The sequence below is a fragment of the Streptosporangium sp. NBC_01469 genome (assembly GCF_036227305.1).
In the GTDB taxonomy this organism is placed as follows: domain Bacteria; phylum Actinomycetota; class Actinomycetes; order Streptosporangiales; family Streptosporangiaceae; genus Streptosporangium.
Map to the genome: position 1 here is coordinate 10225569 of NZ_CP109465.1, position 20635 is coordinate 10246203.

Annotated in this window: 26 protein-coding genes and 1 tRNA gene; 6 read left to right on the forward strand and 21 right to left on the reverse strand. The window is 68.5% G+C overall.

From position 1 onward, the window contains the following. Position 1: 1 nt before the first annotated feature. A tRNA-Lys gene (locus OG587_RS44560) sits at positions 2-78 on the reverse strand. Between the two features lie 257 nt (positions 79-335). Between OG587_RS44560 and OG587_RS44565 the strand changes: the two genes are divergently transcribed. Further along, positions 336-707 carry a PRC-barrel domain containing protein gene (locus OG587_RS44565; protein WP_329084934.1) on the forward strand — a complete coding sequence of 124 codons (372 nt, stop codon included), beginning with the start codon at positions 336-338 and terminating at the stop codon, positions 705-707. A 207-nt stretch (positions 708-914) separates the two neighbouring features. Here OG587_RS44565 and OG587_RS44570 read toward each other — a convergent pair whose 3' ends face one another. Then, positions 915-1514, reverse strand: a complete 600-nt coding sequence (locus OG587_RS44570; protein ID WP_329084936.1) for a nucleotidyltransferase family protein — start codon at positions 1512-1514, stop codon at positions 915-917. Positions 1515-1580: 66 nt separating this feature from the next. On the opposite strand from OG587_RS44570, the gene OG587_RS44575 reads away from it, so the two are divergent. Together OG587_RS44575 and OG587_RS44580 are read left to right on the forward strand one after the other, a co-directional pair. Next, the gene (locus tag OG587_RS44575; protein ID WP_329084938.1) at positions 1581-2093 is read left to right on the forward strand and encodes a DUF6328 family protein; all 513 of its coding nucleotides are present in this window, start codon (positions 1581-1583) and stop codon (positions 2091-2093) included. A gap of 22 nt (positions 2094-2115) precedes the next feature. After that, positions 2116-2265, forward strand: a complete 150-nt coding sequence (locus OG587_RS44580; protein WP_184719841.1) for a GPGG-motif small membrane protein — start codon at positions 2116-2118, stop codon at positions 2263-2265. Positions 2266-2723: 458 nt separating this feature from the next. Here the strand turns inward: OG587_RS44580 and OG587_RS44585 are convergent, their stop codons facing one another. Then, positions 2724-3437: a metallophosphoesterase family protein gene (locus tag OG587_RS44585; protein WP_329084943.1), complete on the reverse strand. Its 714-nt coding sequence runs from the start codon at positions 3435-3437 to the stop codon at positions 2724-2726. Then, on the reverse strand, positions 3434-3679 hold the full coding sequence (locus OG587_RS44590; protein ID WP_329084945.1) for a BON domain-containing protein: 246 nt from the start codon (positions 3677-3679) through the stop codon (positions 3434-3436). The genes OG587_RS44585 and OG587_RS44590 overlap by 4 nt, the downstream gene beginning before the upstream one ends. A 145-nt stretch (positions 3680-3824) precedes the next feature. Between OG587_RS44590 and OG587_RS44595 the strand changes: the two genes are divergently transcribed. Beyond that, positions 3825-5063, forward strand: coding sequence for a glycosyltransferase (locus tag OG587_RS44595; protein WP_443075651.1), 1239 nt, complete (start codon positions 3825-3827; stop codon positions 5061-5063). A gap of 265 nt (positions 5064-5328) precedes the next feature. On the opposite strand, the gene OG587_RS44600 is transcribed toward OG587_RS44595, so the two are convergent. The 8 genes from OG587_RS44600 to OG587_RS44635 all read right to left on the reverse strand — a co-directional run bounded on the left by OG587_RS44600 (position 5329) and on the right by OG587_RS44635 (position 11546). After that, the gene (locus tag OG587_RS44600) at positions 5329-5580 is read right to left on the reverse strand and encodes a DUF4235 domain-containing protein (protein WP_329084950.1); all 252 of its coding nucleotides are present in this window, start codon (positions 5578-5580) and stop codon (positions 5329-5331) included. 131 nt (positions 5581-5711) lie between these two features. Beyond that, entirely contained in the window at positions 5712-5987 is a 276-nt protein-coding gene (locus OG587_RS44605; RefSeq protein ID WP_329084952.1) for a DUF6458 family protein, read from the reverse strand. Positions 5988-6200: 213 nt separating this feature from the next. Continuing rightward, positions 6201-7037, reverse strand: coding sequence for a MetQ/NlpA family ABC transporter substrate-binding protein (locus tag OG587_RS44610; RefSeq protein WP_329084953.1), 837 nt, complete (start codon positions 7035-7037; stop codon positions 6201-6203). Positions 7038-7108: 71 nt separating this feature from the next. Next, positions 7109-7876, reverse strand: a complete 768-nt coding sequence (locus OG587_RS44615) for a DUF305 domain-containing protein (RefSeq protein ID WP_329084954.1) — start codon at positions 7874-7876, stop codon at positions 7109-7111. Between the two features lie 77 nt (positions 7877-7953). Continuing rightward, positions 7954-8823 (reverse strand): lytic polysaccharide monooxygenase auxiliary activity family 9 protein, encoded by an 870-nt coding sequence (locus tag OG587_RS44620; RefSeq protein ID WP_329084956.1) that lies wholly within the window; start codon positions 8821-8823, stop codon positions 7954-7956. Between the two features lie 120 nt (positions 8824-8943). After that, entirely contained in the window at positions 8944-9855 is a 912-nt protein-coding gene (locus OG587_RS44625) for an NADP-dependent oxidoreductase (protein ID WP_329084958.1), read from the reverse strand. A 132-nt stretch (positions 9856-9987) separates the two neighbouring features. Then, on the reverse strand, positions 9988-10983 hold the full coding sequence (locus tag OG587_RS44630; RefSeq protein WP_329084960.1) for a CU044_5270 family protein: 996 nt from the start codon (positions 10981-10983) through the stop codon (positions 9988-9990). Continuing rightward, positions 10980-11546, reverse strand: a complete 567-nt coding sequence (locus OG587_RS44635) for an RNA polymerase sigma factor (RefSeq protein WP_329084962.1) — start codon at positions 11544-11546, stop codon at positions 10980-10982. The genes OG587_RS44630 and OG587_RS44635 overlap by 4 nt, the downstream gene beginning before the upstream one ends. Before the next feature lie 364 nt (positions 11547-11910). Between OG587_RS44635 and OG587_RS44640 the strand changes: the two genes are divergently transcribed. Both OG587_RS44640 and OG587_RS44645 read left to right on the forward strand, forming a co-directional pair. Then, positions 11911-12825: a hypothetical protein gene (locus tag OG587_RS44640; protein WP_329084964.1), complete on the forward strand. Its 915-nt coding sequence runs from the start codon at positions 11911-11913 to the stop codon at positions 12823-12825. Between the two features lie 571 nt (positions 12826-13396). Next, entirely contained in the window at positions 13397-13519 is a 123-nt protein-coding gene (locus OG587_RS44645; protein WP_329084965.1) for a hypothetical protein, read from the forward strand. A 134-nt stretch (positions 13520-13653) separates the two neighbouring features. On the opposite strand, the gene OG587_RS44650 is transcribed toward OG587_RS44645, so the two are convergent. The 9 genes from OG587_RS44650 to OG587_RS44690 form a co-directional block, all read right to left on the reverse strand. Beyond that, entirely contained in the window at positions 13654-14805 is a 1152-nt protein-coding gene (locus OG587_RS44650; protein ID WP_329084967.1) for a sugar phosphate isomerase/epimerase family protein, read from the reverse strand. Positions 14806-15026: 221 nt separating this feature from the next. Next, positions 15027-15377 (reverse strand): hypothetical protein, encoded by a 351-nt coding sequence (locus tag OG587_RS44655; RefSeq protein ID WP_329084968.1) that lies wholly within the window; start codon positions 15375-15377, stop codon positions 15027-15029. Beyond that, complete coding sequence (locus tag OG587_RS44660) at positions 15331-15795, reverse strand: NUDIX hydrolase (RefSeq protein WP_329084969.1); 465 nt, start codon at positions 15793-15795, stop codon at positions 15331-15333. Before OG587_RS44660 ends, OG587_RS44655 begins: the two co-directional genes overlap by 47 nt. A gap of 111 nt (positions 15796-15906) precedes the next feature. Further along, a complete protein-coding gene (locus OG587_RS44665; protein WP_329084971.1) occupies positions 15907-16443 on the reverse strand; it encodes a hypothetical protein in 537 nt (178 codons plus the stop codon). Positions 16444-16461: 18 nt separating this feature from the next. Continuing rightward, positions 16462-17670: an enoyl-[acyl-carrier-protein] reductase FabV gene (gene fabV / locus OG587_RS44670; protein ID WP_329084972.1), complete on the reverse strand. Its 1209-nt coding sequence runs from the start codon at positions 17668-17670 to the stop codon at positions 16462-16464. Positions 17671-17677: 7 nt separating this feature from the next. Further along, a complete protein-coding gene (locus tag OG587_RS44675) occupies positions 17678-17953 on the reverse strand; it encodes an acyl carrier protein (protein ID WP_329084973.1) in 276 nt (91 codons plus the stop codon). Continuing rightward, entirely contained in the window at positions 17946-19145 is a 1200-nt protein-coding gene (locus tag OG587_RS44680; protein ID WP_329084974.1) for a hypothetical protein, read from the reverse strand. The genes OG587_RS44675 and OG587_RS44680 overlap by 8 nt, the downstream gene beginning before the upstream one ends. Before the next feature lie 286 nt (positions 19146-19431). Continuing rightward, positions 19432-20037 (reverse strand): hypothetical protein, encoded by a 606-nt coding sequence (locus OG587_RS44685; RefSeq protein WP_329084975.1) that lies wholly within the window; start codon positions 20035-20037, stop codon positions 19432-19434. Positions 20038-20045: 8 nt separating this feature from the next. After that, on the reverse strand, positions 20046-20342 hold the full coding sequence (locus tag OG587_RS44690) for a hypothetical protein (RefSeq protein ID WP_329084976.1): 297 nt from the start codon (positions 20340-20342) through the stop codon (positions 20046-20048). Positions 20343-20635 lie beyond the last annotated feature (293 nt).

A 20635-nucleotide genomic window follows, 5' to 3' on the forward strand; every position in this document is an offset into this window, starting at 1 on the left:
ATGGTGCGCCGCCAGGGACTCGAACCCCGGACCCGCTGATTAAGAGTCAGCTGCTCTAACCAACTGAGCTAGCGGCGCTTGACTTCGACAAGCTTACCGGACCTGGCGCTGTGGTCCGCACATAAGCCGATATATGCCCATGAGGGGTATCAGACGGCGGGAATTCCCGCCGGACGGGGCGTGGCGAAACCCCGCGATGACCTGGCGGCACGGGCGGAAACAGAGTGGAGCGAACAGTGTTCCATACCGGCTGACTTGGGCAAATGCCGTTTAGGGCTCCTCGCTCGGGTACGTGACCGGAGCCCGGAGTATCAAGTCAAGGGAGATGTTCAACCATGCAGCCTGAGCTCTGGAACTATCGCACCGACGTGTACGGCCAGGACAGGACGCTCGACGTCGCCGGGTACCACGTCGAGGCCACCGACGGGAAGATCGGCTCCGTCGACGAGGCGACGTACGAGGTCGGCGAGAGCTACCTCGTCGTCGACACGGGCCCATGGATCTTCGGTAAGAAGGTCCTCCTGCCCGCGAGTACGGTGACGCAGATCGATCCGCAGGAGAAGAAGATCTACGTCGCGCGCACCAAGCAGGAGATCAAGGATGCCCCCGAGTTCGACGAGTCGAACTTCAAGGAGCCCGCGTATCGCGACCGCGTCGGCGAGTACTACGGCCGCTTCCCCTTCGGCGGCGGACCGGGTGCCTTCTAACCCCGGAGCACCGGACGACGAGAGGGGGCCCCGCCGGATGGCGGGGCCCCCTCTCCCGTTCCCGGCTCCGCTCCCGGCGTCTCCGGCTGCGTTTCCGTAGGTCGGCCGCGTCTCAGGGCCTCCCGTTTCCAAGGCCCCCGTTTCGGAGCCTCCCGTTTCCAAGGCCTCCCGAAGCCGGTTTCGAGGCATTCCCTGGCCGGTCGCGGCTCAGGGCCAGGTCGGGTCGCCCGAGGGGTCGACGGGGCCGGGAATGACGTCGAGGCGCTGGAGGAGGATGAGAAAGGTGGAGGCGTAGGGGGAGTCGCGCACGACGGCGGCGACGCGGTCCCAGTCGACCTGCTCGCGCAGGGCACGGACCTGGGGCAGCAGGGACCCGTAGTCGCAGCTGTGCTCGGAGAGCGGCAGCAGCCACGAGATGACCAGGTCGGTCGCCTCCAGGACGGGCAGGATCACCGCCGAGGCCTTCATCGGCTCCGCGCGCTTCAGCAGCTCGGGGGTGACCGGGTGGTCGCAGATCGAGAAGATCAGATCCACCAGCCTGCCCTCGTCGAAGGCCTTGACCAGCCAGTCCTCCGGCGGCTGCCTGGACGTCTCGAATCCCAGCTTGCCCAGCGCCTCAAGCGCGAGCGGCACGTCCTCCTGGGGGAGGACGAAGTCGACGTCGTGGAGAGAGGGGGCGGCTCCGCGCGCGTAGGCCGCACAGCCCCCGGCGAGCGCGAACCTGACATCCGCGTCCTTCAGCCCGCTGCTCGCCCGCTTCAGCGTTTCCAGGATCGCGTCGGTGACCTCGTGACTGTGGCTTCCCATAGCCCACGCGTACCCCATAGCTTCCCAGGTAGGCATGTGAAACCTTTACCCGGGTAAACGGAACGCATGATTCAGCCCGAACACGTACAAAAAGACCATCCTGAACCCGGAGAGACGCGCAAGGAACGGGTGGACCGCGAGCTCGGCGAGTTGTTACAGGGCCTGCGCGTCGCGGTCACCGGCGTGCAGGTGCTGTTCGCCTTCCTGTTCAGCCTGCCGTTCGCGGCGGGCTTCAACAAAGTGGACACCCTGGGGCACTGGCTGTTCTTCATCGCCCTCCTGAGCGCGGCCATCGCGTCCGTCTGCTTCATCACCCCCGCCGCCCAGCACCGCCTGCTGTTCAGAACCGGGCTGAAGGAGAAGATGCTGCACCGTGCCAACGCGCTCGGCATCGCGGGGGCCGCCGGGCTCGCGGTCGCGATGACGAGTTCGGTCGCACTGGTCGCGGAGACGGTTCTCAACGCCTGGCCCGCGGCGGTGTTCGCCGGGGTCGTGGCCCTGCTGAGCGCCTGGCTGTGGTTCATCCAGCCCATCGTTGATCTGTACAGAAGCAAGGATGACGAGGATGTTAAGTCGTGAATTGTGAGGGCAGAGGCCGGTTATGGCTACCTTGCTTTGGATCATCGCAGTTGTCCTCGTCATCTCCGGGATCTACGTCATCCTGGCCCGTCGCGACCTCCTCTGGGGGATCGTCCTGATCGTCCTCGGCTTCCTCGTCGGCCCCGGGGGCGTGAGCATCTTCAATGTGTGACGCGAGCCTCGCGCTCGCGGCAGCACACGACCGGTGCGAGTCCAGCGCTCGCACACCGTTCAGGTGCGGGCCACCCGACCCGCACGCGGTTCCCGTACGGCCTGATGACCGTACGCCGTCCGGTGCGGGCCTGAGGCCGGCACACATCTCGACGCGGGTTTCACACCCGTGAGAACGTAGCGGGTTTCACACCCGTGAGAACGTAAGCGCCCCGAACTCCCACAGAAGCCTCGCGGGCCGGGTATCCCCCGGCCCGCTTCTTCTGTGTCCGGGACATGCGTCGAGGCACGCTCCCCTTCCCCGGACCACGCCCCTCTTCCGCCGGGCAAAACCGAGCCCGGCACCGAACTCCCGTTACCGGGCCTCCGCCGCCGGGCTCCCGAACCTCAGGTCCCGCCTCAGATTCCGCCTCAGATTCCGACTCAGGTCCCGCCTCAAGTTCCGCCTCAAGTTCCGCCTCAGAGGAGATACACGCCGTACGCCCGGCCCAGCACCGGCAACGCCACGTTGCGCACCCTGATGCCTCCCGGCGTCACGCCCTTCTCCGTACCGGAGTGGGCGTGCCCGTGGATGATCAGGTCGGCGCCCTCGGCGTCGACCGCCTCGGCCAGCAGGTAGCTGCCGAGGAAGGGATAGATCTCCAGTGGTTCCCCGGCGAGGGTGTCCTTGACCGGCGAGTAGTGGGACAGCACGACCCTGCGGTCGGCCTGCAGTTCCTTCAGCGCCACCCGCCAGCGGTCGGCGATCCGCTTGGTGTGCCCGACGAACGCCTTGATCTCCGGCTCGCCGAAGTCGCTGGCGCACTTGCCCGCGTACCCCCCGCCGAAGCCCTTGCCGCCGGCAACGCCGAGCCGCACCCCGTCGATGTCGAGCACCGTCGCGTCGTCGTGCAGGACCTCGATCCCGGTGTCGCGCAGCAGGGCGGCGATCTCGGCGGGCCTGTCGGAGTGGTGGTCGTGGTTGCCGAGCACAGCCACCACCGGGATCGGCAGGTCGCGGAACTCGTCCGCCACCACCCGCCCCTCCTCCATGGTGCCGTGCCGGGTCAGATCGCCGGCGAGCAGCAGGACATCGGCCTTCTCCCCGATGTCGTGGAGCCGCTCGCGATAGCTCCCCCTGCGGCTCTCGTCCAGGTGCACGTCCCCGACCGCCGCGATCCGCACGTCTCTCACAGCCTCTCCTCCCCCAGCGGGTCCCGTACGTCCACGATGTCGATCTCGTTGTGGACGGCCAGCCCCGGGGCCGCCTCACCGGCCACCTTCGCGATCAGCTCGCGGCGCTCGGGGCCGATGACCTGGCCGCGCAGGTAGAGCTGATCACCCCGGATGTCCACCCGGATGCCGAGTTCCGTGGTTCTCTCGTCCTCGGCGAGCGCGCGCTGCACGCGCGCCGCGACGTACTGAGGAGCCTCCATCGTCGAACTCCTTTCCGTCGAAAACTCCTCGCCTTCCCGCGAATCCCAAGGTCAAACACGTTTAAAGTCTCCGCTCAGGGCAGGGGAGGCGGTCATGCCCAGGACGCAGGCACGCCTGCCCCGTACACCCGGTGGAGTCGTGTCCATGAAGATCGCGATGGTGTCAGAGCATGCCAGCCCCCTCGCCGCCGTCGGCGGAGCCGACGCCGGGGGCCAGAACGTCCATGTCGCCGCCCTGTCCCTCGCGCTCGCCTCGCGCGGGCACGAGGTGACCGTCTACACCCGCAGGGAGTGCCCCTCCCAGCCCGAGGAGACCTCCCTCGCCCCCGGGGTCACCGTGGTCCACGTACCGGCGGGACCGGCCATGACCCTGTGCAAGGACGACCTGCTCCCCTGGATCCCGGACTTCGGCCGATGGCTCGCCAGGCGGTGGAGCGCCGCGCCACCCGACATGGTCCACAGCCACTTCTGGATGAGCGGCCTGGCCGCCCTCGCCGCCGCGAGGGACGCCGCCGTCCCCATCGTGCACACCTTCCACGCCCTCGGCACGGTCAAGCGCCGGCACCAGGGCACGGCCGACTCCAGCCCGCGCGAGCGCCTCAAGATCGAGGCGATGGTCGCCTCCCAGGTGGACGCGGTCGTCGCGACCTGCGCCGACGAAGTGGCGGAACTGCGCCGGATGCGCATCCCCCGGAGCCGGACGAGGGTCGTGCCCTGCGGCGTCGACGTGCGATCCTTCACCCCCTCCGGCCCGAGGAGGGATCTCGGCCCGGGGCCCGTCCTGCTCGCCATCGGCCGTCCCGTCCGCCGCAAGGGCGTGGACACCACGATCCACGCCCTCGCCCGCATCCCCGGCGCCACCCTGGTCGTCGCCGGCGGCGACCTGGACGACCCGGAGGCGGACCGGCTCTCGCGCGTGGCCGCCAGATGCGGCGTCGCGGACCGCGTCAGGTTCCTCGGCAGGGTGGACAGGGAGAACGTCCCCACCCTGATGCGCTCGGCGGACGTCGTGGTCAGCATGCCCTGGTACGAGCCGTTCGGCATCGTGCCGCTGGAGGCCATGGCCTGCGGCGTACCGGTGGTCGCGTCCGCGGTGGGCGGGCACCTGGACACCGTCGTCCCCGAGGTCACCGGCCTGCTGGTCCCGCCGTGTGAGCCACACGCGCTGGGCGGCGCGCTGCGCCGGCTGCTCGCCGCGCCGTCCCTGTTGGCGGCCTACGGCGCCGCGGCCGTCGCGCGGGCACGGTCTCGCTACGACTGGAACCGGGTCGCCGCCCAGACCACCGCCGTGTACACGGAGGTGCTCTCCTCCCGCGTCCCGGCGCGTGTCCCCGCGCGGGCGGACGGCCCCCGCGAAGCCCACTCATGCCCCGGAGCCGCCTGACGGCTCCTCCCCCGGGGGCCATCCCGTCCCGGACCGCCGGGGCGGGAGAACTCGTCGGCCCTTCCCGCCCGGACCCCGCCCGGACCCCGCCGGGGCTGGAGCACTCATGCGATCCGCGCGGCCCGTCCGGCTCCGAACGCGACCTCGGACGCGACTCTGGACACGACCTCGGACACGGCTCCGGACGCGCGGCGGCCCCCGGTTCCGTGGACGGGATTCGGGGGCCGCCGCGTACGAGGTCGGTCGCCGGTGGCGACCTCACGGCCTACTTGCCGGTGGCTCTGTGGATGCTCCGGGACGCGGAACGGTCGATCGCGGCCTTGACCACGCCGAAGATGGCGCCCTGGATGGCCGACGCCACGAGGATCTCGCCCCAGCCGTACTCGTCCGACGTCGCCTGGGGGGCGTCGTCCTTGCCCGACGCGAGCTTCCACACCTGCTTGAAGATGACCCCGGCGATCGCGCCGCCGAGCATTCCGCTCACGGCACTCGCACCGCGGGATACGACTCTGCTCACGTCCTGCCCCCTCCGTTCGCGTTCACTGAAAGTTCGCGTTCACTGAGACGACACGCCTACCCGCGGGAACCGGTCCCTAACGGATCCGGACCGGCGGGCGGCGCGGCTCCCCCACGGGAGAGGCCTGTGGGTCACACCGCCGGAGGGTCGTTGTAGTGACGCTCCTGGTAGGTGCGGCGGTGGGTGACCGGGTCCTCGATCACCGTAGTGGCCGTGGTGGCCGTGCTGTCCGTCACCGCCCGGCGGGCGAGGCTGAGCCGGTACACGGCGAACAGGAGCCACGCGAGACCGCCGATCATCAGGATGACACCGACGACGTTGATGTCGAATCCGGCGATGTCGAATTCGACCGCCCACGTGAGAATGGCGCCGAGCATAATGAGAACGATGCCGCCTGCGATGGTCATGGGATCTCCTCCTTCGAGCCAACGCATCACCATCTATCCCCCACGCGGATCTCAAACGTCACCGGCGGAGGTAGATGCGGACCTCGGCCTCCCACTCGTCGTCACAGGCCCGACGGCCCCGGGAAAACCGCCGGCCGCGCCTGCCCGTGAGACGGGCGGGGCGCGGCCGAGGGTGTGTCGATCCCTTTTCCCTGGGCGGGGTCACCGGACGGTCTACTCGGCGGGCAGGACCGCGCCCTTGTACTTGTCCTCGATGAACTTCTTGACCTCGGGCCCGGCGAGGAGTTCGGCGAGCTTCTTGATCCGGGGGTCCTCCACCTTGGCCGGGACGGTGACCAGGCCGTTGGCGTACGGGTTGCCCTCGCCCTTCTCCAGGAGCAGGGAGTCGGTCGCAGGCTGCAGCCCGGCCTCCAGGGCGTAGTTGCCGTTGACGATCGCGGCGTCCACGTCCTCCAGGGAGCGGGGCAGCTGGGCGGCCTCGAGGGGCTTGAACTCCAGCTTCTTGGGGTTGTCCGCGACGTCGCGCTCGGTGGCCTTGACGCCGACGCCCTCCTTGAGGGTGATCAGGCCGTTGTCGGCGAGGAGCTTGAGTGAGCGGCCGAGGTTGCTCGCGTCGTTGGGCAGCGCCACCTGGGCGCCCTCGGCGAGCTCGGAGACGTTCTTGATCTTCTTGGAGTACAGGCCGAGCGGCTCGATGTGCACCGGGGCGACCCAGCTGAGCTTGATGTCCTTGCCCTTGGAGAACTCCTCCAGGTACGGGATGTGCTGGAAGTAGTTCGCGTCCAGGTTGCCCTCGTCGAGCTGGGTGTTGGGCTGGACGTAGTCGGTGAACTCGACGATCTCCAGGTTCAGCCCGGCCTTGGCGGCGAGGTTGTCCTTGACGTACTTGAGCACCTCGCCGTGGGGCACGGGGTTGACCCCGACCCTGAGCGGGGCGTCGGCCTTCGGCGTGCCGCCGGCGGGCTGGGCCGTGTCTGTGGACGTCCCCCCGCACGCGGCCAGGGTTCCGGCCAGGATCAATCCGGCCACGACCCCAAAGATCTTGCGCATGACTCTCCCCTTAATTCCCCTTATATCAAGTAGGAAATATATCTCACAAAAGGGAGTGTAAGGACAAATCCTTACTGGCCCCGCAGGGCGAGCATCTGCGCGATCTGCGCCGTACGCGAGACGTCGACGCGCTTCGCCATCTCCGTGACCTTGGAGTGCAGGCCGGTCGCGACCTCCACCTTGGCCATCTGGGTGGCATCGTCCTGATGGGCGATCAACATGTCGAGGAACCTCCGCTCGAACTCGGCCGGTGGCGCGGCGATCAGCGCCGCCATCTCCTCGTCGCTCACCCCGGGCATCCCGCCGTGGGCGGTGTGCTCGTCCTCCTTCGCGGTGGCGGGCTGGCCCCAGGCGCTCAGCAGGCCGGACATCGAGGCGGACTCGCGCTCCTGGGTCACGCCGATCGCCTCGGCGAGTTCCTTGACCTCGGGACGTACCGGCCGCTCGCGCACCAGCCGCACCAGCCGTACCCCCTGGGTGTTGTGGGGCACCATCATCTGCAGGAACATCACGTCGGGGGGGTTGAAGGCGACTCCCGCGGCGGTCCCCATCGGCGGGGCGGGCGAGGGGGTGGGCAGTCCCGCCCCGGCGCCGTGCGCCGAGTGATCGGAACCGTGGTCGGCGCCCTGACCCGAGCCCTGACCCGGGCCGCTGTCCGCGCCCTGATCGGAGGCGGACGGCGTCGTCACCTGAACGGGGGCGCCGGCGACGCCGGCGGCGCTGTGCGCCCCGTGACCGGCCGGGCCTCCGCGGAGTTCCTGGATGCTGTCGGCACCGCAGCCGGAGAGCAGGAGGAGTCCCAGGACGACCACCGGGACCACCGGAACCGCACGCTTCATGACGAACCCCTCGATTCTCGGGAGAGCGACGATCCCGGCCGGGGTGGCGGCGGCCACCCCGGCCGGATTTCACCGGATCAGACGCGCTGCCACAGGGCCGCGACGTTCGGCGGCTCCCAGCCGGCCAGCGCGGTGTGCGCCTGCAGGCACCGGTAGGTCACGCCGTTGTAGGTCACCGTGGCGCCCACCGCGTAGGCGGTGCCCGCCCTCCAGGTGCCACCCGGCTGGCTCGTCGGAGTCGGGGTGGGCGTCGGGGTCGGGGGCACCGTCGGAGTCACCGTCGGAGTCGGCGTGGGGCTGGGGTTGGGGTTGCCCCCGCCGAAGTTCACGTCGGAACAGGTGTAGAAGGCCTCGGTGCTGCCCACGATGCGCTGCCAGATCGAGAAGATGAGCTGGCGGCCACTCCGCTGCGGGAGGTTGATCGTCCAGTTGGTGAACTGGGTGGGGTTCTGGTTGTTGAAGGTCCTGATGTGCTCCAGATCCGACCAGCGCAGCGGCTGGGTGGGGTTCCAGCTCTGCTTGGTGATGTAGAACTCGAAGTTGCTGTTCGCGTGCGGCGCGGTCGCGTGGTACGTGACCGTGAGCGGTCCCGGGGAGACCGAGGTGGCGGGCCAGTCGTTCCTGGTGAGGTTGAGGCCGCGATACTTGTCACGCCCGGCGCCGCACAGCTGGCCGTCGGGGATGATCTGGCGGTGGTTGCCGCCGGCCTCAAGGCGGGACACCTCGTGCCAGTCATAGAACGCCTGGGTGCCCCCCGCCGCGACGGCCGCCTTGCACGCTTCCGACTTGGGGGTCTCCGGGCCTTCGTTCTTGCAGACGTACGCCCGGCTGGGCGGGTTCGACATGGACCCGTGGGCGACCGCCGCGGTGGACGGCAGCAGGGCGAACAGGGACCCTACGCTGATCGCGGCGGCGGTACCGGTGGCCAGCTTGTGTCGCAGATGCACGTGGACTCCTCCTGGAGCGGGAAATGGGAGGCAGAACTGTCCAACGAGCCGACGGATAGCACGTTATTAACAAGAAACCTTACTAAGGATTACGGTCATAAGGCCAGTGATACGGCCATATCAGTCCATGACCAGCACGACCTTGCCCCGCCCGTGCCCGGTGGCGACCTCGCGGTGGGCGTCCGCGGCCCGCTCCAGCGGGTAGGTCCGGCGCACCGGGAAGACGAGCCTGCCCTCGGCGTACAGGGCCGCGAGCTCGGCGAGGCGGGACGCCAGCCGCACCCCCCTGGTCAGCTGCACCCCCAGCTCGGCGGCCCTGCCGTGCTCGACGAGCGTGACGACACGCTCGCCCTTCACCAACTTCAGGGAGACCTCCAGCGCCTCGCCGCCCGCGCCGTCCAGGACCATGTCCACCCCGCCGGGGGCGAGGGCGCGCACCCGCTCCAGCAGGCCCTCGCCGTACGTGACGGGGATCGCGCCGAGCTCGCGCAGGTAGTCGTGGTTCTCCTCGCGGGCGGTGCCGATCACCGTGGTCGCCCCCCAGAGCCGGGCGAGCTGGACCGCCGCGGTGCCGACCGCGCCCGCGGCGGCGTGGACCAGGACCGTGTCGCCCTCCCCCACCCCGAGCTGCCGCAGCGCGATGTGGGCGGTCTGGGTCCCGGCGGTGAAACCGCCCGCCACGTCCCAGGGCATGTTCGCGGGCTTGGGCGTGACGTTCTCCGCGGGCACGACCACGTACTCGGCGTGGGAGTTCAGCAGGTTGAAGCCCAGCACCTCGGCACCGACGGAGATCCCGTCCACCCCCGCACCCACTTGGTCGACGACCCCGGAGAACTCGTTGCCCGGCACCCGGGGCAGCTCACCGCTCACCCCCGGCGGGCTCCACCCCTCCCGGACGGCCAGGTCGAACGGCTGCACGCCCGCGGCCCTGATCCGTACCCGCACCTGCCCCTCGCCCGCCTCGGGCGTCGGAAGCTCCGTCACCCGCAGCACCTCGGGACCGCCGAACTCGAAAAAAGCAGCTGCCTTCACAGGATTCCCCTCGCTCGTGTACACCGCCGCCCAGCCTGCGACCTCAAGCGCGATTGAGGTCAAATCACGCGCTCCGAGTCCAGGCGCGGAGAAGGCGCCGCCCGCCAGAGTCGGTCCTGAGCCGGGCCGGACTTACGGCTTCTGCCCGGCCTCGTTGACGATGCCCACCCGGGTACGGGTGAACACGCGCCAGGTCGTCCCCTTCTCGATGCTCCACTCCACATGCGGGGCCATCGGGACTCGCTTGCCGTCCTTCATGGTGAACTTCTTGACGCCCGGCTGCGGATAGCGCTCCTCGTAATCCCTGATCGCGATCTCGCGCCTGCCCCGGTAGGCGTAGGTCGCCGGATCCAGCAGGATCTCGAAGTCTCGCCACCCCTCGACGACACGGGAGACCGACAGCACGGCACGGCCGTCGGCGTCGACCGCCGACCCGTTCACCGTCACGCCGGGCAGTTCGGCGATCGCCCGGAAGATGGCGGCCTCCAGGTCCGGAGGGACGATGTTCTGGGACAGGGTGACGGCGAACCGCTCGAAGAGCCAGTCGTCCTGGTCGACGCCCTCGACCTCGTGGAACTTACGGAACTCGGCCAGCAGCGCGTCGGGGTCGGTCGGCAGAGCGGCCAGCAGGGCGTAGGTGTTCTCCGGTGCCCGCGATCCCGGGTCGGAGATCTGCAGCTCGCCGTCCACCTTGTAGCCGACCTGCTTGCCGTCGGCTCGCGTCCAGAACTCCTCGACCGTGTTCAGCGGCCGCGTCCGCGGGGTGAGGTGCTTGCCCAAGTACTCCTTGCCGAAGCTCTGCATCCACTGCTCGGTGTAAATCCACTGATCGTCGCGGGGCGGCGTGAAGGTCTTGTTCTGTACGGCCGTCGCGATCCTGATGAGCATCACCTGCGCGTTGGCGGCGGGGATCGCGGGCTCCCCCTCGCCTGTCGTCCGCACCAGGGTCGTCACCGTCGCGATCGCCACCGCCGACGCGGCCACCGCCAGCGCCCGCACCACCCACCTGCGCCTCGGGCGCCGCCTCGTGGCTCGCGCCAGGAGGGCGTCCCTGGCCGCCGACCGGGCGGCGGGGCCGGGAGGCTCCGGCCGGTCCCACGCCTCGCGCAGCATCTCCACGTCGTTCATCGCTCGCCCTCCCCAAGAAAAGCCTGGATCTTCTTACGGGCCCGGTGCAGCCGCGACCGGGCCGTACCCGCCGGAATGCCCAGCGCCCTGCCCGTCTCCTCCGAGGTGAGATCGGCCCAGGCGACCAGGAGCAGCACGTCCCTGTCACCGTCGGCGATCTCGGCCAGGGCCCGGGCGAGCCGCGGCTTGCGGGCGCCCGCGTCCACCTCGCCCGCGACGCGGTCGGCGTGGTCCTCGGCGGGATCCTCCGTCCCGGCCTTGGCCAGCGCCCGGTACTGGCGTACCTCGGCGCGGCGGTGCCGGGCGATCAGGTTGGAAGCTATGCCGTACAGCCAGGGCCGGGCGTCATCGCGTGAGACGTCGTAGCCGGTGCGCTTGTCGAAGGCGATCAGGAACGTCTCCGCGGTCACATCGTCGGCCAGGCCGGCGCCCAACCTGCGGGTGGCGTAGCCGTGGATCTCCGTGTAATAGCGGTCGAAGATGGCGGCGAAGCGCTCAGGCTCCCGCCAGGACTGCTCGATGATCACGGCGTCCGCGGATTGCGCGGGCAACGCCCTTGTCATCGCGGTCACCTCTCGGTCCTAGGGTTCACGCCTCTCCTTCACCGATCCACCCGTAGGTGTTCACGCCGGAACATGGTCAGGTGGAGGAGGATCGGGTCGTAGTCAATCCGGTGTCGCGAGCGTTCCAGAGCCTCCAGACCGCCCAAGGGCCGCATCTGGGCACGGCGCGGCGAATCATGGCCGGGCGAGGAACAGGTCACCTCGTCGAGGCTCCCCTGAACCGGGTCCTGAGGATGTGCTGATCCGGACCGTTGTGACCAGCATCAATCCCGTCGCTGCGTCGTACGGTGCCTCTGACCAATCTGAACGTTCGATACGGTCTTTTTGTCATTATTTGTCGCAATGAAGCGAAGGAATTCGGACTGTGCGAAAAGCGCTACTCATCGCCATCCTGGTAACGATCCTCGCCGGTTGCGGTTTCTTGCCCGACCCCTTGGCCCACCTGTCCGCCCCATCGGATACGCCCTCCTCGCCTCGGGCGATTCCCCCGTCCGCGGTGGCCCCCATCCCCACCCCCACGCCTTCGGTCGACAGCATCCGGCTCACCATCGCCGACGCCAAGAAGGAAGCAGTGTCCTGGTTTACCAGGAACAACAGAACGATCAAGGATCGCGACTGGTGGGACGATCCCTCCAAGCGGGACGAACTGTTCGCAGAGGGCACCAGGCACGAGGTGGTCGTCGACCAGGGTCATGTGGAGGACGGAGACAAGAGCAGGATCCGCAAGCCGATCCTGCTGACCGGCAGGCAGACGTACTACGTGCCCCGTGAGCAGCCGTCCGGCGGAGAGTGGTTCATCCTCCAGGCGACCTACAGGGGGCAGGACCGGTCGCACGTCCTGGCCTTCTGGCGGGAAAAGGGCGAGTCCTTCAAGCTGGCCGCGAAGACCCCGCTGCACTACGGCCAGCGGGTGCCGGCGCCGCGCCTGGACGCCGAGGGTTACGTCACCGCCGTGTCGGACGGCGAGGGCGCGGGCAAGGAGTATTTGGCCTTCTGGGACTACCCCAACAACAAGGCGGGAAAGAACGGCTACCGGCTGGCCAAGGACAACTTCAGCCGCCTCGCCTACCCCAAGGTCTCCAAGGGCATTTACATGGGGTACGAGTCCCACACCTACCCCTACGGCTTCCGCGTCAGAGGCGGCGGCTCTTTCTACCTCTTCAGCCTGATCAACAACCCGAAGATGATCACGCAGGTCTACACCGTGGGCTTGTCCGTGAGTCCGGAGCACGGAGGAATCAAGGAGATCCAGGAGATCGCCGGGGACTGGTACGCCTAGCGCAACGTTTCCGAATGAGGGTGTATACCCTCGTTGAACTGGGGTGATGATGGTCTCAGGGGGATTGTCGCGCCGAAGTCGTTGTTCGCGCGTCCGCCGGTGGACGCCGAGGAGAAACGGCAGACCCGGACACCCCTGCCCGTCTTCGCCGTCGCATCCCGGTCAGGCATCGCCACCTCCGTCTGTCGTGGACGCCGCGATCTGCTGCCGGTCGTCCTGGGGGCCGAACCGCAAGCACCGGGCCGGAAGGGTTCCGACTGGCCCGGGTGGGGAGATAGTCACGACGATCGATAAACGAACAAGATCGCTGACTGGTGAGAGCCGAAAGCCACCGTTCCCCTCTCGAAGATCATCCGCGTCTCGCTGGGCGACGCAGGACGATCGAAGCCGCCTCCTGTCGAGGCAACGACTTGATACTCGTTCCCGCTATCGCCGCCGTGCAGGCAGCAAGCACCGATATTTACTCCGCGCGAGGCACTGACAGCGGTCCGGCACCGCGGGGAGCCTCAGGAGGAGGTGTGGGCCGCGTAGTAGCGCCGCGCTGGCCGGCATCGGGGCCGAGGTGTGGGACGTGCGGACGGTGTTCGCCGTCGCCACCGGGCTCGCGGTCGTCACCCTGGCCGTCTTCGTGCCGTTCGCCCTGCGTACCGACCTGTCGGCGGACGTCCAGCCTGTCGCGGACCACCGCGCCTGAGCAGCCGCGAAGGGGGCGGAGTATTGCGCCGTCACCGGCCACCACGCTCGCCGGTGCCGTGGCGGTCCGCGTGATGGCCGGGCGGATTCCGGGCCCGCCGGAAAGCGGGCCCGGTCGCCGAGCCTGCCGACGGGTCACTCCGTGGTGAGGGCGGCCAGGTTGTTGTAGCTGAGCTGGGCGAACTGCAGTGACTGGCCCGGGTTCGCCGCACCACCCGGAGCGGTGTCCTGCTCGTACATCGGGTAGTGGTGCTGGCTGATCAGACCCCGGAAGAACGTCGTGTAGTCGATGTCGCCCGTACCGAAGGGCACCATGTCGTAGCCGTTGCCGGTCGCGGTGTTGATCTTTCCGTCCTTGGCGTGGAACAGCGGGTACCGGCCCTCCTGCGCCTGGACAAGCGCGAGAGGGTTGAAAACGTTGGTCTGGACGGAGCCGTCGGGGGCGGTGTAGGTCTGGAACCTGTACTGGGCGACGTGCGCCCAGTAGATGTCCATCTCCAGGTTCACGAACTTGGGATCGGTGATGCCCAGGAAGTACTCCAGCCTCCGGATCCCCGAGGAGCGCGTCGGACGGCCCTGGGCGTCCAGCGGCCCGCTGTCGAGAAGGAAGTTGTAGGCGGCATCGTGGTTGTGGGTGTACAGCTTGACGTAGCCGGAGTTCCGGGCGATCTCCCCGAGAACGTTCCACTTCTCGGCGGCGATGTCCCAGTCGGCCTTGTAGCTGCTGCCGGTGGGGTCGTTACCGGTGCCCATGTGGTCCATGCCGAGGATGTTGGCGATCTCCAGGCTGACCTTGAACCGGTCGAGGTCGGCCTGGGTGAGCGGCCAGGATCCCGGGATGAACCCGTGGTTGCCCTCGGCCCGCAGCCCGTTCTCGTCCAGCCACCCGCGCAGCAGCGCCGCCCCGGCGACGTTCTCCAGATTCGGCCCGCCCTCGGCGTTGGCGTGCTGCGTGAAGCCGGCGAACTCGATGCGCTCGTAGCCGATGTCGCTGAGCGCCTTGAACACCTCCTTGAACCCCGACGGCAGGGTCGTGGTGTTGGGGTCGCGGGAGATGGCGTCGCGGACGGTGTAGAGGATGATGCCGCGCTTACTGTCACGGATCAGGGGGGCACCCAGGGCGGTGGCCGAAACGGCGGCCGAAGCCCTGCCCGGTAGTGCGGTGACGGCCGCCGCCGCGGCCATACCCGTGGTCGCCGCGAACAACTGCCGACGGGTCAGTCCCAGCTTGCGCCCGAGGGCACCGCCTTCGACCTGGTCGTCATCGTGGGCATGGAAAGTATTCACACATATCCGTTCGGGGGGAAGGACGCGTGCGCTGAGCGACGTCACAAACGAAAAATGAACTACCCGGGAGGCTTCAGCGTGCCACCGATGCCGACAGCCGACGATGGGGGCTTTTGACGTGCCACCGCCGTATATCGTGCACCGCCAGCAATTGTTAACGCCAGAGCGTCACTTCGTCAACGAAAGTACGGATCCTTCCGACATAAACCCCTCTGAGAAGTTCAAACCTTTTCGGGCGAATCGAAACCTGGGCCCCTGAGCAGCGGAAACAGGGCGCCGCCCCTGGTACGCCCGGCTCCGTCGACCAGCGCCGGCGGCGGAGGCAGGAAGGACATGTGGGAGGTGGCCCGGCTTCGCCGCGGCCGACGCGGGCGCACCTCGGATCGGGCCCGGTCGTCACCGGAGGGCGGCACACACGTGCGACGGCGCTGCGCGGGGCCGGTCACCTGCTCCAGGCCGAAGCCGAGGAACACGTACTTCTTCGTCGAGACGGCCGCCGTCCTGTCGGCCCGCGCCCTGGCGAAGTCACCGGCGCCCGCCGAGCTGGTCAGTCCGGGACCACACAGCCGCATACGGTGCTCCCTGCCGGTACCGCTCGACCCCGGCCGCTGTGTACGGGTAGGTGTTGGGCGGAAGCCGATCGAGGGGAAACCACTCGATGCGCGCGCACTTGTGCGGCTCCGCGTTGACCGGCTCCCCCTCCCACGACGTGGCCTCGAAGAAAACACCCATCCGAGCCTGCCCCTCGGGGCTGCGGAAGTGGCACAGGTGCACGAACCGCAGATCCTCGACGCCCAGATTGATACCGATCTCCTCCAGCGCCTCCCGGGCGACGGCCTCGTCGATCGTCTCGCCCTCCTCCAGATGCCCGGATGGGAGGTTCCACTGGCCGTCGGCATAGCCGGTGTTCTGACGCTGAGCCAGGAGCACCTTGCCGTCGCGAACCAGGATCAGCATGGCGTCCACAACCGTCCGATACCGCGTCGTCATGGTGTTCCTCCTTTGAGGGTTGGCCGGCCTTTTGGCTGGTCACATTAACGCCGGGAGCAGCTTCCTCTCGTTCAGTCGCGCGAGATCCACTCCAGCGGCCCTCTGCGTCGACTACCTGGCTCCGGTCCATAAGCCGGTGATGCCGTCTTGGTACTTGCCGTAGAAGGTGTGCAGGGTGGTTCGGAAGCCCCACTCCCTCAGCATGTCCTGGCTGATGGGGGTGAGGTGGGTGGGGTCCATGGCCAGGACGTCCCAGACCTCGGGGTTCGGAGTGGTGATGACGACACCGCAGGTGGCGTTGTCCTGGAGCGCCTTGACCAGGCGGCCGGGGTCGCGCAGGTGCTCCAGGACCTCCAGGCAGGCGAACCAGTCGAAGGCTCGCGGCGGCTGCCAGGTCTCCAGATCCACTCCGTCGAGCCACCCGTCGACGGGCACGTACCGGCCGCGCCAGCCGTAGTCGACCCGCAGGCACACGTCCAGCTCGGTCAGGCCCGCGCCGACGTCCACGAGGATGTCGCGGTTGGAGATACGCGCGGAGAACAGCCGGTCGACTGCCGCGTCGTAGCGGGCCTTACGCGCTCTGTACGGGGTGCGCGGCCGGTGGATGTACTCCTCACACTGTCGGATGCGGTCGCCTGCGGTCGTCACGTCTCCTCCAGTCGGTCGCTACTCGGTGGGGGTGGGCCAGAGCAGGTCAGGCTCACTCGGCGCGCCGTAGTTCACGCCGGGCACGTCGAAGCCGTACAGGCGGTGCACCTCGGAGGTGAACCAGCCGATGTCGGCCAGGTCGCCGATGGTGTCGGGGGCGACGGCCCTCCACCGCTCGGTTACCTTCTCCTGGATGAGCGGGTCCAACTCCCACCCGTCAAGGCGGATACGCCCCTGGTCGTCGAGGTCGAGCGCCTGGGTGCCGGTGAGCCGGTCCCACAGCTCGACGGACTGCTGGAGCGGGGACTGCATGGCCTCGCCGAGGACGCCGCGCAGGAGGCTGACGTACAGGGCGATGCCGGGGATCGCGGTGGATGCCTGGGTGACGGCGGCGCCGTTGACCGACGTCATGGCTCGCCCGCCGACCTCGGCCAGGTCGCCGTTCAGCGTGAGCGCGGTCTCCTCCAAGTGGGCCTTGGCGGCGCCGATGGTTCCGTCCCGGTAGATCGGCGCGGTCAGGTGCGAGCCGATGTAGGACAGGGCCACAGTGGTGAAACCCGGGCGCAGCAGGCCACGGTCGCTCAGGGCGTCGGCCCACAGGGCCCAGTCCTCGCCACCCATGACCTTGATGGTGTCGGCCCGCTCGGCGTCGCTACCCGGTTCGACCCAGATCTCCTTCAGCGCCGGTTCGTCTCCGCTGACGTCGAGGGTCTTGGTGCTGTACCCCGCCCCGAGAGGCTGGATCACCGACTGGTGCGTCTGCCCGGTGACGGGGTCGACCCGCCGAGGCGCGGCGACGCTGTAGATCAGGTAGTCGATGCCGCCGAACCGCTCAGCGAGCAGGGCGAGCACCTGGGCCTTGGTGGTGTCGGCGAAGGCGTCGCCGTTGACGAATGACCAGTCGCGGCCGGCCTTGGCCGCGAGTTCGGCGGTCGCGATGGTGCGGTACCAGCCCGCGGTGGCCGTACGCCGCTCTGTGGGCGGGCGCTCGAAGCACAGGCCGACGCCGTTGAGGCCGTAGCGGCGAATCCCGGCGATCGTGGTCGCCATCCCGTAACCGGCGCTGGAGCCGATGACCAAGGCGACCGGGCGGCGCTCGGCCTTCGTGCCGGGGAGCGCGGGGGCGACGCGATCCCACATGTCGCCGACGATCTTCTCGCATCCGGCGGGGTGGGAGTCGAACAGCAGGAACCCGCGCCCGCGAGGTTCGATAAGTCGTTCCGTCATCGTTTGCCTATCTGGTCGGGCCCGCGGACTGGTTGGAGCCCGCGAGGCGCTGAACGATCGTGACGAGGTCGCCGACCGTGTTGGCCTGGCCGGTGTCCTCATCCGGGATGGTCACCTGAAACCGCTTTTCGAGGTCTCGAATCAACTCCAGCAGCGAGAGGCTATCGATGCCCAGGTCATTCCACAGGTCCAGACCCGGATCGGCGCAGTCGCGTGGCGTGCGCCGGGCGGCGTGGGCGATGGCGGCCACCACCCCCTCTTGCGGCGGGAGCTCGTCATCCACGGCGGCCACCGGCCGCGCCGGTGCGTGACCACAGAGCGTCGGCGGGCACGAACGGCAACGCCGGACCTCCGGGGCCGGTTTCGCCGGTGCGTTGCTCGAACTCGTCGATCAGCAGAGAGCAGGAACCGCAAAAACTGCCGCACGTCATCTGCGCGGTCTCGGCGCGGGGAATCACGTCGTGCAACCCCTTCAGGCCTCCGCCAGCACGAACCTGGGCGACGTAGACCGAGCGGTTGGTGCGGGCGATGATGTCGCGCAGCCGTTCGCGGAACAGGTTGCCGAAGCCGAGCTTTTCGGGCACGTTGAACGCCGCGCAGGCGTACAGGTTGCCGTCTGCTTTCAGCAGCGCGGTGGGCAGCACATAGGAGCCGACCGTGGGGGCGAAGCAGTCGTAGCAGGTGTCCATCCACTTGGATACGGGCGTCTGGCCGGGCCGGTTGATCGGCGCCTGATCCTCCAGGCGCTCGTTGTCGAGGTAGACGCGCATCGTGGAGTGGACACGATCGTGCGGGAAGTCGCCGTACGTTGCCTCGTACAGCCGCATGAGGGGGTAGATCTTGTGCTCGCGGTCGGCGGGGTCGGCGAGGCTGCTGATCGCGATGTTCAGGTCCCGCTCGGTGAACTCGGTGACCGTGTGGTGGATGATCCGGGCCACGTTCTCCAGCCGCGTGGTCTGCTCTCCGATCGACACCATCAGCAGCGGCACGAACAGCTCGTTGTCCAGCAGCCCGGCCTTCACGAGCTGCTCGAAGGTGCGGCCACAGCGTTTGGCCGACCCCCAGACGCCGTTCGTGGTGAGCTTGTTGACCTCCACGCCCGCGCCGCGCGCCCGCGACATGAAGCCCAGCAGCGCACGCATCGCGACGAACGGCTCCCCGCCGGTGATGGCCACACACGGCAGGCCCACGCTGGCGAACTCCCCGGTCAGGTGGTCCAGCTGCCAGTCGCTCAGAGACCGACCCGCTTGCAGCGACAGGGCTCCCATGCCGCAGCTCGGGCAGGAGTCGTTGCACTTCGTTGTCAGCTCGAACTCGACCCGCAGCGGCCGGTACGGCGCCTCAGCCAGGCCAACCCGGGCCCAGCGGTCGCGGATGCGGTCAAACACGTCGGCGGTTTTCACCGCGTACTTCCCGGTATACGGGACAACCGGGTCACGGCCGTCGATGTAGGTGTGCGCACCTTCTTTAATCATTTCTAGCCCTCACTTTTCGTGCGGGTAGGTGGGGCGCCGCGTTCTTCACGCAGCGTTTTGGTGTGGAGTTCCCGATAGGGCACGGCAACTGGGCCCGAACCGTCCGGGGAAGGGATATGCCCTACCGAGGGAGTCTTAGGAGTCGCGCCAGGAGTCCCGGCGCCGTGGCCGCCACCCCTGGGCCAGCCCCTCGCGAAGGAGTTGACGACGGCGGCCACGATGGCCAGCAGGATGGTCACGATGATGGTGTCGGCGGTTCGCCTGGCTTCTCCGATGACCATGGCTCTCAGTCCTGGACCGCAGGCTGGAGGTCCGTGACCCGGACGATGAGCTGGGTGGCCAGCGCCCGGTTCAGCAGGTGGGGCTCGTCCAGGCCGACGGGGATCTGATGACCGGTCTCCACCACCCGGCCGCCGTCATCCTCGCCGTACAGGTTGGCCAGCACCCCGACCGGGGAGTAGTCGCCGACCGTGCAGACGACCGGCACTTCTCTACGCAGGTACGGGCAGGCGGTCAGCGCCTCGCCGACGTGCGCCTTGCACGTGGGCGGGTGAGCCGTCGGCCAGGGCGACCGGAAGTCACCGGCCAACGCGGCGGGCATGATCCAGCTGATACGCCCGGTGTCGGGGTCGGTGGCCGACTTCCCGCACACCCGGCACAGCCCTCTCAGCATGCACCGACGTTGGCGCAGCGTATGCACCAGGTGCCACAGGATCTTTCCCGCACGCGCGGTGCCGCAGCGAGCCCACAGCACCTTGAACATGCGCTCCTGTGGGAGCGCATCACGGTAGGTCAGCCGGGGGCCTTCGGCCGCCCACTCGAAAGCCAGCGGCAGATCCAGGCTCTCCTCGGCGTACGGCGTGACGTAGGGCTTGCGAAGCTGTGTCGACACAGCGCCCGTCATGACCTGCCGCCTGGTCGAGCGGTGAGGATCAGGTCCGCGACCTGCTGCGGTTCCCGCACCGTCTGCGGGTCGGGGTCCCCTCGCAGGGATATCAGGTAGCAGCCGGAACGCGCCCCCATGGTCACCGTGGCCACCCGTCCGGCGTTGCCGTGAACAACCAGCTCGGGGGCGTACAGCTTGGGCTTCCCCAGCGGGATCGGTCGGCCGTCGTCACCGGACAACTTCAGGGCGATGGTGTGAATGGCATACGAGCGAACCCCGTGGACCTTCAGCAACCGCTGCACGACGGCCAACGCCCTGTCATGCCTCTCCGCCGTTGTATCGCTGCACTCTTCGACCACTGTTCTCGACGCATGTGCGGCGGGCAGACGGGCTCCCGCGGTTTCACCAGCCATCGTGGGCCTCCAGCAGTTCGTCGTCGCTGTCGAAACTACGGAGACCGAGGCGCCTGGAGTGTGGGGTCAGGGCCCGGAGGGTGGTCAAAGTGGTCAAAGATCGCGTTTAGCGATTTCAGAGCAGCGAGCTTGCGGCTATTCACGTTAAGGGACTCAGACCGGCGACTATGGTTATTCATACGAGCGGTAAC